At 74.3% G+C, this 12,644-nt stretch carries 10 protein-coding genes; 6 read left to right on the top strand and 4 right to left on the bottom strand.

Annotation, left to right across the window (positions count from 1 at the left end):
* Positions 1-2: 2 nt before the first annotated feature.
* Entirely contained in the window at positions 3-2,444 is a 2,442-nt protein-coding gene (locus ACN268_RS21100) for a PASTA domain-containing protein (RefSeq protein WP_421484686.1), read from the bottom strand.
* 121 nt (positions 2,445-2,565) lie between these two features.
* Here ACN268_RS21100 and ACN268_RS21095 point away from each other — a divergent pair, with 121 nt between their 5' ends.
* The 5 genes from ACN268_RS21095 to ACN268_RS21075 all read left to right on the top strand — a co-directional run bounded on the left by ACN268_RS21095 (position 2,566) and on the right by ACN268_RS21075 (position 10,107).
* Positions 2,566-3,222: a hypothetical protein gene (locus ACN268_RS21095; protein WP_421484685.1), complete on the top strand. Its 657-nt coding sequence runs from the start codon at positions 2,566-2,568 to the stop codon at positions 3,220-3,222.
* A 147-nt stretch (positions 3,223-3,369) separates the two neighbouring features.
* Positions 3,370-5,646: a protein kinase domain-containing protein gene (locus tag ACN268_RS21090; protein ID WP_421486949.1), complete on the top strand. Its 2,277-nt coding sequence runs from the start codon at positions 3,370-3,372 to the stop codon at positions 5,644-5,646.
* Complete coding sequence (locus ACN268_RS21085) at positions 5,643-6,644, top strand: AAA family ATPase (RefSeq protein WP_421484684.1); 1,002 nt, start codon at positions 5,643-5,645, stop codon at positions 6,642-6,644. Before ACN268_RS21090 ends, ACN268_RS21085 begins: the two co-directional genes overlap by 4 nt.
* Positions 6,641-7,858, top strand: coding sequence for a DUF58 domain-containing protein (locus ACN268_RS21080; protein WP_421484683.1), 1,218 nt, complete (start codon positions 6,641-6,643; stop codon positions 7,856-7,858). Before ACN268_RS21085 ends, ACN268_RS21080 begins: the two co-directional genes overlap by 4 nt.
* On the top strand, positions 7,852-10,107 hold the full coding sequence (locus ACN268_RS21075; protein WP_421484682.1) for a transglutaminase-like domain-containing protein: 2,256 nt from the start codon (positions 7,852-7,854) through the stop codon (positions 10,105-10,107). Before ACN268_RS21080 ends, ACN268_RS21075 begins: the two co-directional genes overlap by 7 nt.
* 65 nt (positions 10,108-10,172) lie before the next feature.
* On the opposite strand, the gene ACN268_RS21070 is transcribed toward ACN268_RS21075, so the two are convergent.
* From ACN268_RS21070 to ACN268_RS21060, 3 genes are read right to left on the bottom strand one after another with little or no spacing between them, the layout of a single operon-like run.
* Positions 10,173-10,919: a hypothetical protein gene (locus ACN268_RS21070; protein ID WP_421484681.1), complete on the bottom strand. Its 747-nt coding sequence runs from the start codon at positions 10,917-10,919 to the stop codon at positions 10,173-10,175.
* A complete protein-coding gene (locus ACN268_RS21065) occupies positions 10,916-11,761 on the bottom strand; it encodes a hypothetical protein (RefSeq protein ID WP_421484680.1) in 846 nt (281 codons plus the stop codon). The genes ACN268_RS21070 and ACN268_RS21065 overlap by 4 nt, the downstream gene beginning before the upstream one ends.
* Positions 11,762-11,765: 4 nt before the next feature.
* The gene (locus ACN268_RS21060; protein WP_421484679.1) at positions 11,766-12,131 is read right to left on the bottom strand and encodes a hypothetical protein; all 366 of its coding nucleotides are present in this window, start codon (positions 12,129-12,131) and stop codon (positions 11,766-11,768) included.
* Between the two features lie 162 nt (positions 12,132-12,293).
* On the opposite strand from ACN268_RS21060, the gene ACN268_RS21055 reads away from it, so the two are divergent.
* Positions 12,294-12,644, top strand: a complete 351-nt coding sequence (locus tag ACN268_RS21055) for a WXG100 family type VII secretion target (protein WP_091250833.1) — start codon at positions 12,294-12,296, stop codon at positions 12,642-12,644.

The raw sequence follows: 12,644 nt of genomic DNA, 5'->3' as shown, positions 1-12,644 counted from the left end.
AGTTACCCGTTCGGACGGAAGGGCGGCACCTTGAACCAGATGTAGCAGATGTTCGTGGTCTGGTCGGTGTAACCGTTCTGCGTGTGCGAGTCGTGCTCGAAACTGCCTACCGGGGCGAAGCCCCAGGCCCGTCGCGCGTTGCTGTACATGCCGTTCAACAGGGCGGTGCCCGGTACCGGGCTGCCGAAGCACCGGAAGACCCGGCCCATGCTCTCGTACCGCGAGGTGGGCGGGTTCGGGTCCTGGGAGTAGTAGTAGCTGATGTCCCGGGTGCCGCCGCCGCAGTTGTTCCGGCAGACGAAGCCGTAGACGTCAACGAGGCCGGCCACCTGGGCGTTCGGCGGGTAGGCTCCACCGATCGCCGGCTGCTGCTCGAAACCGGCCTGCGGGTTCGGGTCGAGCGACAGCATCCGGGCGTCCTGGCCGCTGACCTTGAACCGCTGCAGGTGCACGGCGGCGGTGTCCTGATAGTTGATCTTCACCTGGGTGCCGGGGACGGCCGCGGCCGTACCGGCGGCCGGGTCCTGGCTCTTCACCACGTCCACGTCCCAGGTCACCTCCTCCGGGTTGGGCGCACAGCCGAAGCCGAGCGACGTCAACCGCTCGCACGCCGCGGCCGACGCCAGCCCGTTCACGTCCGGCACGGTGACCCGGTCCTTGCCGAGATAGGTCACCGTGACCTGCGTCCGGTTGGCGACCTGGCTGGACGCCTCGGGACTCTGCCCGATCACCTTGCCCATCTCCGCCGGCGTCGCGGCGATCCCGCCCTCGACCGGTGCACAGGTCAGCCCGGCGTTCTGGATCGCCTGACACGCCTGGTCGACGAAGCTGCCGAGGACGGGCGGCACCACCGTCGGGCCGCAGACGAAGACGGTCACCTGGGTCCTGGGGTGCACCCGGGAACCGGGCTCCGGCACCGAGGCCAGCGCCCGACCGGTTTCACATCCGGGGTCGTTGCGGGTGGTCGGCACGCACCGCAGGTCCGCCGCGGTCAGATCGGCGCAGGCCGTGGCCTGATCCTTGCCGGCCACCTGCGGCACCTCGACCAACTGTGGCGTCCGCGCCGGCCGGGGACGGGGACTGGCCGACCGGGTCGGTCGAGGGCTCGTGATTGGGCTGGGCAGCGCGGCCGACGTGGTCGGACGGACAGTCGGCGCGGTGGTCCGCGGGGGAGTGGTGCGCGGCGCGGTCGGCGCCGGGTCGTCGGCCACGCCGTCGCCCCGACCCTTGTCCACCTCGTGCAGCTCGTCCCGGTCGAAGACCAGCATCCGCCGGGCGTACGGGTCGTTGACCCAGACCCGCCCGTCGCGGTACGTCACCTCGAACCGACCGGTGCCGGGGACCTGCACAGCACGCCGCTGCCGCAGCGTGCCCAACTCCAGGACGATCACCTGGCGCTGCCGGTGGTCCGGTACGTAGATCCGGTCCCCGGTCACCACGGGCCGGCCGTAGTCCCGGATGCCCCGCCGCCCGGAGAGCCTGGCCTCGTACTGCGTGCCGGTCCTGAAGTCGATCACCGAAATGGTGTCTTCGGGTTGGTGCAGGGTCACCAGCACCGGGAGCGGCGCACCCGGCTCGGCGACCCGGACCGCACCGGCGTCGACGCGCTTGTCCAAGTCTACCGTGCGATCGCCCCGCGAGCCGTCACCGATGATCCGGGCCGAGCCGCCGGTGCCCCGGACAGCCTGGTAGACGACAGGCCGGTCACCGGCGAGCGTGAGCCGGACGGCACCCTCCGGCGCCGATACGACCGACTCGTCCCGCACCCCGTCGCCGTCGATCCGATAGAGCCTGCCGGCGATCTGGGAGAGCGCCCAGGCCGTCCCATGGCTGTCGACGACGGCGTCGTCGACCCTGGCGGGAAGCCTCACCGGTCGGGAGCTGTTGCCGTCGAGCAGGGCCAGCGTGCCGTCGACCGGGTTCAGCAGATAGGCCTGCTCGCCACCGGTGACGAGCTGGCGGGTGCCCTCCCGGCCGTCCGCCGCCGTCCGCGTGCCCGGGGCGGGTGACGGCGGGCTGGACGGCTGGTCGCCGGTGCCCGTGGCGGGCCGGCCGGAGGTGCCGGCCGACGGCGTCGCGCCGGCCGACGGCGGCTGGCCGCCATGGGGCGCCTGGTCGACCCGGGTCGGCCGCATGTCGTCGGTCAGCATCCGCCAGGTCTCACCGGTCTCGTTGTTGACCATGTAGACCCGCTCCGGGCCGACCTGGACCACCTCCAGCCGCTGCCGGCCGGTGGCCAGGGCGCGGGCGGACCGGGCGTCGGCCTCGCCGCTCTCGGCGTTGACCCGCACGACGGTCTGGCCCTTCTGGACGTAGGTGCTGGCGTCGCCGGGCACCGCCTCCGAGGACCGGTAGCCGATCCCGAACGTGGTCACCAGCACCGTCGCCAGCACGCCGACCACGAGTCCGACCTGGGTGAGCCGCTCACGGTGCCGCCTGAGCATGACTACCTCCGTTGCGCACTGTTACGGTAGAGTCACCGTGCCCGGCTCCTCCGCTGGACGAGCGTAGGACATCCGGGGGGCCATTGGCAGCGCCGAGGATTGGGAAGGACTACCCGGCATCTTGACCGATCTGACCGTCACCTTCGACAACACCGTGCACATCGGCCGGCCGACCGAGATCGTCACGTTCGGGCGAGCCGCCGACTGCACGGTCTGTCTCGACCCGGAGGACATCTCGGTGTCCCGGCGGGCTGGCGCGTTCGAGTTCGTCCACGATGGTTGGCGGTTGACCAACCGTTCCACCAGCCGACCGTTGTCGGTGATCGACGAGCGCGGTCTACGGAAGGTTCTCGGGCCAGGGCAGCGGTTGCCGGTCGAAGAGCCGATCTGGGTGCTCGTCGAGGGCACCCGCAGCCACCGGATCCGGGTGGACGTGCCGATCAGTCATCCGCAGCCGGAGCAGACGCTCTCCCCCGGCCTGCCGACCGTCGTCGGGGAGAAGGTACTGGTCACCGCCGCCGAGCGGCGGACCATGGCGGCCCTGTTCGTCGAGTACCTGCGGGATCCGCCGGAGGCCGTGCCCAAACCAAGGAGCTACCAGGCCGCCGCCGCCCGGCTCGGTGAGAAGAGGTCGACCGTCCTGAGGCGGATCGAGTACCTCCGTGCCCGGCTCACCGCCGCCGGCGCACCGAGCCTTACCGGCCACAACGCCCTGGAGAACCTCGCCGAGTATGCGCTGTCCCGTCGGCTGGTGACCAAGGACGACCTGCGGCAGTAGCGCCGTCGAGAGGGACGACAGCCACGATCCCGCAACGGTGAGGGCTTCCGGTTCCGAGGCGTACCGGGCCTGACCTAGGGTCTGATCCGTAAATCCACATCGGACCGTCGGGACCGAACCGGGTTCGACGGACAGGCGGCGGTGCAGATGGCGAACGACGGCGGGACCGGACCCCGGGCGGCCTCCTGGCGGGGTGCGACTCCGCTGCCCCGGGCCGCCGCCCGAGGCTACCTGCGTCACCTCGAACTGCTCCGGTCCCTGCCCAACGAGGGTGGGATCGCCCCGGTGCAGGACGGCGGCGTCGACCCGGACGGTCACCCGTGGCTGCGTTTTCCCGACCACCCGACGACGGTGGCCGACTTGTTGAGCAGTGGAGCACTGCCCGCCCCGACCGCAGGTGTCGCCGTCGGGGCCGCCGCCCGAGCGCTGACCACCCTGCACGGCGTCGGGCTGGTCGCCGGCGTGGTCAGCCCCGCCCGGCTACTCTCCGATCCCGCCGGCGTCGTCCGGCTGGCACCGCCACCACCGGTGCACCTGGTGGAGCCGGATCCCGCCTACAGCGCACCCGAGGTCCTGCTCGGCGAGGACCCGACCGAGGCGAGCGACCGGTACGCCCTAGCGGCTACCGCGTACGCGCTGCTGGCCGGGGAGCCGCCGTTCGGCACCGGCCAGCCGGCGGTGCTGCGGGCGCTCACCACGGCCCCGCCCCGGCTGCACCGGCCAGACGTGCCGCCGGAGGTGACCGACGTGCTGGTGCGAGGGCTCGACCGGGATCCGGCGTGCCGGCCGACGGTCGAGCAGATCGGTGACCTGGTGGCCGGTAACGGCCGGCCGACCCGGCCGGGGGGCGTGGACACGAGGGAGTCGTCAACGGCCGGCGCGCAGCCGCCGGTGGGGACGCCGGTGGCCGATCCCCGGGAACTGGCCACCCTGCACCCGGACCCCACCGGCACCCCGCTGGGCAGCAACTACCTCTACGACGAGGAGATCGGCAGCGGCGCCTCCGGTGTGGTCTGGCGCGGCCGACGGATCAGCGACGGGCAGCCGGTCGCGATCAAGATCCTGCGCCGCGAGTTGGTCGGCCACCAGGACGCGTTGGTCCGGTTCCTGCGCCAGCGCACCGTGCTGCCCGCGCTGACGCACCCGCACCTGGTGCGGGTGCACGACCTGGTCGCCGAGGGCGACGTGGTCGCGATCGTGATGGACCTGGTGCTCGGCGAGCACCTCCGGCAAGCGGCGGCGTACGCCGGGCTGACCCGGTCGGAGACCCTGGCCGTGCTGGCCCAGGTCGCCGGGGCGCTCGCCGCGGTGCACGCGGTCGGGGTGGTGCACCGCGACGTGAAGCCGGAGAACGTGGTGCTCCGCCACGACGGCGACCGGTTGCACGCCTACCTCACCGATCTCGGGCTGGCGAAGCTGCTGGACGGCCCGCAGCTCACCAGCGAGAGCGTCGTCGTCGGTACGCCGAGCTACCTCGCGCCGGAGATCCATACCGGGCACCCCGCGCTGCCGGCCAGTGACGTCTACGCCCTCGGGGTGACCCTCTACGAGCTGCTGGCCGGCCAGCGGCCGATCCGGGGCTCGGGTGCCGCGGCGTTGCAGCTCGCCCACCTGGAACAGGAGCCGGCCCGGCCGGCCGGGCTGCCCGACCCGCTCTGGGACCTGCTACGGGCCTGCCTCGCCAAGGATCCGGCGGCCCGACCGGCCGCCGCCACGGTGGCGGATCGGCTCACCTGCCTCGCTGCGGGGGACGCCGCGGCCGGCCGGCCCGGCGGCGGCGCGACGCTTCCGCCTGCGGTCGCCCCCGTCCCGGCCGCAGGCGACCGCTCACCTGCGGACGGCGGCCCGAGCGGTGACGGCCGGTCCGGCGCGGGCGGCGGGGTGGCCGGGTTGTCGGGGTACGGCACTGAAGCACGGGACGCCGCCGGGACCGGTGAGGCGACCCGCAGCACAGTGCGCCCACTGGCGGACTCGCCGCCACCGCCGCCGCCCGCCCGGCGTCGCCGCTGGATACCGCTGACCATCGCGGCGGTCGTCTGCGCACTGGTCGCCGGTGGCGTCGGGCTGGCGCTCGGCGACCGCGGCAGTCCGACATCGACGCCGACTCCGACGGCCACCGAGCAGGCGCAGCCGGTGCTTTACCGGCTGCCGGTGACAGCCACGAGCGCCCGTGTCGGCACGGTGCGGCTGACCTTCCCCGACGGCACCGCGCTGCCGGGCTTCCAGTACTACCTCGTCTACCGCGACGGCACGCCGATCGAGGACTTCACCCCGGACACCTCGCCGCCGTACCTGGTCGCCACCGCCGACCACCGCACCCGGCACTGCTACGAGATCGCCGCCCTGCTGGACACGGCAGAGCCCCCACTTCCCCTGAAGACCACGCCCGCCTGCCAGGCCGCGAACGGAAGGCCCGACCAGTGAACCCGCGCACCGATCCGACGACCAACCCGTCCCGCCCCAGCTCCGACCCGGCTGACTACTTCGCGGCCACCTTCCGGGCGTTGCAGCAGAACATGGAGTACGCCCTGCAGGGCAAGTCGGCCGTGGTCCGGCTCGCACTGACCTGTCTCTTCGCCGGCGGTCACCTGCTCGTCGAGGACGTCCCCGGGGTGGGCAAGACCACCCTGGCCAAGGGCATCGCCAACTCACTGGAGGCGAGCTGGCACCGCATCCAGTTCACCCCGGACCTGCTGCCCAGCGACATCACCGGCACCTCGGTCTACGACCAGAGCGACGGCCGGTTCACCTTCCGGCCCGGCCCGGTCTTCGCCCACCTCGTCCTCGCCGACGAGATCAACCGGGCCTCGCCGAAGACCCAGTCGGCCCTGCTGGAGGTGATGGAGGAACACCAGGTGACCGAGAACGGCACCACCCACCCGGTGCCCCGGCCGTTCCTGGTGATCGCCACCCAGAACCCGATCGACCTGGAAGGCACGTACCGCCTGCCGGAGGCGCAGCTCGACCGGTTCCTGCTGCGCATCGCTGTCGGCTATCCGGACCTGGACGCCGAGACCGCGATCCTCACCGGCCGGGCCACCCGGGCGCTGCCGGAGCTGGCCCGGGTGTCCACCCTGGAGCAGGTGTCCTGGATGATCCAGTACGCCGGCACGATCCACGTCGCACCCACGATTGCCCGGTACATCGCCGAGTTGGTGCACGCCACCCGGTCCCGCGAGGACTTGCGGCTCGGTGCCAGCCCGCGTGGCAGCCTGGCGTTGATGCGGGCCGCCCAGGCGTGGGCGGGCTGCGAGGGGCGCGGGTACGTGACCCCGGACGACGTGAAGGCGCTCGCCGAGCCGGTGTTGGCCCACCGGCTGCTGCTCGACCCCGACGCCGAGCTGCGCGGCGTACGCCCGCAGCAGGTGCTCGCCGAAGTGCTGCGCGCGGTCCCAGTGCCGGCCGCCGCCGGAGTGTCGTGAGGGTGCTCACCGGGTCGGGCTGGGCGGTGCTCCTGGGTGCCGTCGCGCTGACCGTCGCCGGCCTGGCGCTCGGCTACCCCACCCTGACTGGGGTGGGGGTGGCCGGGGCGGTCGCGCTCGCCTGCGCGCTGGCGGCGATCCTGATCCGACCCCGGATCAGCGTCACCCGGACCATCACCCCGCACCGGGTGACCGTCGGCGAGCCGGCGCTGATCCGCCTCGACGTGCACAACCTGAACCGCTTCCTGGCCCCCCGCTTCGACGCCGTCGAGCAGTTCGACGCGGCGCCGCTGCGAGTCCGGGTCGCCCCGCTCGCCGGCCGGCAACGCCGCGCGCTGCACCTGCCGGTCCCCACCGCCCGCCGCGGGCTGGTCCGGCTCGGCCCGGTGGTGGTCGAACGGTACGACCTGCTCGGCCTGGCCCGGCGGGCCCAGCCGATCTCCGGGCAGGCGTGGCTGTGGATCCGCCCCCGGGTGCATCCGGTGCCGGCGGTCCCGCGCGGGGTCGTCCTCGACTTCGAGGGTCGGCTCACCGACCAGTCGGCGCGGGGCTCCACGGCGTTCGCGGCGCTGCGCGAGTACCAGCCTGGCGACGACCCCCGGCACATCCACTGGCGGTCCTCCGCGCGACGCGGCACGCTCCTGGTCCGTGAGCATGTGGACACCACCGAGCCCACCACCACCGTCCTGCTCGACACCCGGGGCAACGTCCTGACGCCGGCGGGTTTCGAGGTCGCCGTGGAGGTCGCCGCCTCGGTCGCCGCCGCCTCGACCCGGGGTGGGCACGAGGTCAGCCTGGTCGCCGTCGGCGAGGATCGCCAGGCGGTGCGGGAGGCGGGCGGGTACGACGTCCTCGACCGGCTCGCCGCCCTCAAACGCAGCCGCCCCGACGGCAACGACGTGCTGGTCCGGCTGGCCGAGCGGGCCCGGCCGGGCGGCACCCTGGTCGTGGTATCCGGCGCGGAGCAGGGCTTGGTGGCCCGCCTGGCGCCACTGCGGCGCCGGTTCAGTCAGGTCGTCGTGGTGCAGCTCGACGCCGACCGGGCGGACCCGGGTGACGCCGGACCGGACCGGGCCGGGACGGCCGGCGGCGACGGGCCCACCCCGGTGCCCACGGTCACCCGCCGGGCGGGTCTGGCCGTCGTGCGCGCCACCCATGTCGATGGCGCCATCAGGGCCTGGTCCCGGGTGGTCGGTGGAGGAACGGCATGCTGAACCGCCCCGATGAAGCACGCCACGCACGCGACGACGCCGGCCCGGCGGCACGCGGCAGCCGGCCGGACCGGTGGCAGCTCGCCCGGGCGCTGGTGGGGGTCGGGTTGGCGGCCACCGCCGTCCCGGCCTTCGCACCGGCCTTCGGCGTCGGCCCCGGCGGCGCGCTCACCGACTGGCGGTACGGGCCCGTCCTGCTCAGCGCGATAGGACTGGTCACCGCCTCCACCCTGCTCCTCGCTGCGGGTACCCGACTCGCGCCGGTGAACCGGTTGGCCGTGACGCTCGGCGTGCTGGTGGGTTTCGTGCTGCTGGTCGTCGCCCCCGGATCGGCGATCGTGCGGGCCACCCGGCAACTGCTCAGCGCGGCGCTGCCGCTGGAGCCGACCGGTCCGGAGTTCGCCGTCGTCACGCTGGTCGTCGGGGCGGCCACCCTGGGCGCCGTGGAACCGGCGCTACGCCGGCGAGCCGCCCTGCTGCCCCTGGTCGCCCCGTTGCTCGCGGTGACCGCCGGCTTGTCCGTCTCCGCGCCGGCCGGCCCGCCACCGGGCTGGCTCGCCCCGGCCGTCGCGGTCGGTGCCGCCGGGCTGCTCGTCCTCGGTCGGCTCGGCGCGGGAGGGCTCGCCGGGTCGCACCCCGGCCCACCGCCGGCGGGGGGTGCCGGCGGGGAGCAGCCGGCCGCCCCGGCGAGCCGTGCGCCGTACCAGCGGCTGGTTGGTGTGCTGACCGCCGTCGGCCTGACCGGGCTGGTCGTCGTCGCCGGTGGCGTCGGTGCGGAACTGCTCGCCCCGGCGGGTCGAACCGCACCGGCCGAGGCCCGGCAGTTCGTCACCGAGCCGGTCGAGCCCCGGACGTCGACCAGCCCGTTGGCCCTGTTTCCCGCCCTGCTCAGCGGCAAGCGTCCGTTCTCGGTCACCGTCACGTCGAGCCAGCCGCCGCAGCGGCTGCGGTACGTGACCCTGGAGAGTTTCGACGGCACCCTCTGGAGCACCGGGGCCCGGTACCGGCACGCCGGGACGCGGTTCCCGCCGGGGCCCGCCGCCGGCCCGGCGGAACACCGCACCGAGCTGATCCGCGTCAACCGGCCCGAGGTGGTCGGCTGGCTGCTGTCCAGCGGTCGCCCCACCGGGGTCTCGGTCGCCGGCCTTGCCGTCGACGAGGCCAGCGGCGACGTGGTGGTGCCCGCCGGCCAGCCGGTGCCGGCGCAGTACCGGATCGACAGCGTCGTCGGCGTCGTCGACGAGGAGCGCAGGCGGGTCTCCGTCCCGGCCGCCGGACCGGCCGCGTCGGCCTTCGCCGCCCCGGAGGATCTGCGCACCTGGGCCCGCCAGGTGGCCGGGGGAGAGCGCAGCTACGCGGCGCTGGTTCGGCTGGCGGGGCACTTCGCGGACTACCGGCTGGAGACCGCCGAGCCCCCCGGTGGGCACGGTCTCTACCAGATCCGCGAGCTGCGTCGCACCAGGGTCGGCACCGCCGAGCAGTACGCCAGCGCCTTCGCCGTGCTGGCCCGGATCCTGGGCTACGACGTACGGGTGGTGGTCGGGTTCCGCCCCCGGCCCACCGGCGAGGCGGGCCGTTACCGGGCGGAGGGCCGCGACGTCCACGCCTGGGCGGAGGTCCGCTTCGACGGGGTGGGCTGGCTGGACTTCGATCCCACCCCGACCCGCACGGTCGAGACCGAGGGCGCCGACGAACCCACCCCAGAGCAGCCCGAGCGTCGCCCGTCCGCCGAGCCCACCCCCGGTGCCGGCGCTGCGCGGACCGCTGATCCCCCCGCCGCCGGGGCCACCGACGCGCGCCCCGGCGGGGGTGACACGCCCTGGCCGGTCGAGGTCTCCGTCCTGGTCGGTGTGGTGCTGCTGGTCGGCGCGGCGGTACCCGTCGCCAAGAGCATCCGTCGGCGCCGTCGACGCGGCGCCGTCGACCCGGGCCGGCGGGCGCTGGGTGCCTGGCGGGAGACGGTGGAACGGCTGCTCGACGGTGGTGTCGCGGTCACCCGGTCGCAGACCGTCGGTGAGGTGGTCGGTACGGTCCAGGGCCGGTTCGACGAGTCGGTGGCCCACGCCGTACGGCGGCTCGGCGGGCTGCACGAGGAGGCGGCCTTCGCGCCCGGCGGGATCAACCCGTCCGCCGCCGACCTGGCCTGGACCCAGGCGGACCTGATCCGGGCCGCGGTGCTGCGGCAGCTACCGCCGCTGGCCCGGCTGCGCGCGCTGCTGAACCCGCGCAGCCTCGGCTCGACCCCGCGCTGAACAGCCCGCCGGCCACCCGTGGGCAACGGGTGGCCGGCGGCGGCGCGAACTGCGAAGCGCGGAACTCAGGGGCCGGGTTCGGCGTGCAGCGCGAGGGCGTGCAGCGCGGCGGTGACCTCGGCGGCGGTGGCCGGCTCGGCGACCACCGCCGGGCCACCCTCGTCCAGCTCCGGGCCGTCGTACTCGCGGACCAGCCACAGCCGGTCCGGACCGGCGTCGAGGACGGCGAGCAGGCCGTCCACCCTGGACCGTCCGTCGGTGCCGTCGGCCCGCAGCAGGACGCTGCACCGCCGCCAGCCGCCCGCCGGCTCGGGCACCAGATCGGCGAGGGCCCCGAACCGCCCCCGGAACCGCCGGGTCCCGGGACGGCCGTCCCCCGGCGCGGGCTCGACCAGCGCGACGAGGGTGTCCGCGAGGCGGTCGGCCGACCCCGCGTCGAGCACGAACGTGTGCACCGGCTCGCCGAGCCGGTGCCGGACCAGGCCGGTGCCGCCGGCCAGCACCGCATGGACCGTGCGCGGCCCGGGGCCGGCGGTCGTCGCGGTCTGCTCGACGAGCACGCACACCCGGTGGGTGGCAACCGCCTCGACCAGCGCGCCGAGGTCGACCGACGGCCACAGGGAACCGGCGTCGTCCGGTTCAAGTAGTCCCCGGGTCACCAGGCCGGCGAGCGGGTCGGTGCCCGGGGTCGGCTCCGGGGCGTCCGGCGGGACAGGGACGCCCCACAGCCCCGGGGCGTCCAGCGCGTCCGCGAGCGCGTGGAGTTCGTGCGTGGTCAGGTGCAGCGTGGTCGTGGTCGACATCCGCGTCATCCGCCGAGGATCTTCTTGAAGAAGCCTCCGACGTCCTCGGCCACGTCGGCCACCTCGCCTGCGGCGTCGCTGGCCCGGTCGCCCACCCACCGGCCAGGGCCGGAGCAGGCGGCGCCGCCGATCACTCCGCCGGCCACGATCGCCCCGCCCTTGACCAGCGGGTGCGGTATCGGCGTGGCGATGCCGATCCGGGCACCCGCGGTCGCGCACGCCTCGATGGTGGCCGTCTCCGCGGCGGCACCGGTGGCCGCCTCCGGCACGCTCGCGCCCTCCTTCAGGCGGCGGCTACCGGACCCCGCCACTCCGGTTACCCGGCCGCCGACCTTGGCGATCTTCGCCGTCCGGTCGATCGCCTGGCGGACCTGCGGGTGGGCGCGCGGGCCGGAGCCGTTGATCGGCCACTTCGGCCCGTCCTTCACCCAGTGGCGGTAGCCGTAATGGCTGCGCAGCATGGTCGCGGCCGTGCTGCCGAAGAAGGCGGCCTGACCGCCCAGCCACGGGTACGGGCCGAGCGGTCCGTACCCGCCCGGCGGCACTACCTTTCCCTTCAGCGAGGCGAGCATCGGGGTGAACGGGTCGAGCAGGTCGACCCGGCTCGCGTCTGCGCCGGTCTGCCCGAAGGCCGTGGCGGCGGTGAGCAGGGTGTCGGCGGCCCGGTCGAGCAGGCCGGCCAGTCCCTTCAGCGCGGCCACCACAGCCTGCGCCTCGGGCGGCAGTGAACCGGTGTCGAGGTGCAGGTCGCCCGCCACCTCGCCGAGCGCTCGGGCCTGTCCGCGCAGGCGCTGGTCGAGGTCGAACAACTCGCCGAAGACGAAGACCCGTACGCCGCTGAAACCTGACATCTCGTCACCCCACTCCGCTGGCCATCGCGGCGGCGAGCTGCTTTCTCGCCGCCCTGAGATCGGCTCGGGCCATGTCGGCCTGCCGCTCGTACCGGCCGGCGATCCGGCCGAGATCACCGGCCGCGTCGGCCAGCCTCGACCGCGCGGTCCCCACCACCTCCCGGGCTGACTCGGCCTGGCTCCGGGCCCGGTCGACCTTCGCCGACCTCGACCGAAGGCCACCGACGTCGACGGAGACGGTGGACAGCGTGCCGAGCGGGCCCCGGAGCCGGGCCAGTGCGGCCCGGCAGGCCCGGGCGTACCCGTCGGCCTCGTCGACCCGCTCTTTGAGGGCGCGTACCCGCGCCGCGAGGGCATCCACATTGCTCACGTCGCCAGTCTCGGGGCGCACCTGGCCCCGGCGGTATCGGAAGGGCTTCCGATACCGCCGGGGTGGGCCCGGCGCCTAGCGTCGAATGCGTCGATCCGGACGGATCGACCGCTCGCCCTGCGACCGCAGGAGGGCACCGACCAGCACCGACAGGAGACTGCGATGTACCAGCTCGATCCCGGGCAGGCCCACGAGTTGGGGCGTAAGTTCGGACAGCAGGCGGACGTGGAGACCACCGCGCTGATCCGCGACATGAACGCCAGCGTGCACCGGATGCAGGCGATGATCAGTACGCTCAGCGCCGGCGTGAAGAGCATGGACTGGAAGGGACGCCGGGCCACCTCGTTCGACAATCTCTGGGAGGGTGAGTTCAAGCCGAGCATGCAGCGGATGCAGCACTCGATGGACGAGTTCACGCCGGTGCTGGAGCGGATGCGGCTCGCGTTGAAGGACGCCGAGCGCGCCATGCACGCGCACGCCCGCGACACTGAAGCGATCGACTTCGCCCACTGA

Origin of the sequence: Micromonospora sp. WMMD735 (assembly GCF_049178995.1) — a bacterium.
GTDB classification, from domain to species: Bacteria; Actinomycetota; Actinomycetes; order Mycobacteriales; family Micromonosporaceae; genus Micromonospora; species Micromonospora wenchangensis.
The sequence above is the reverse complement of the archived record's forward strand: the minus strand, read 5'-3'. Positions and strand labels throughout refer to the sequence as shown.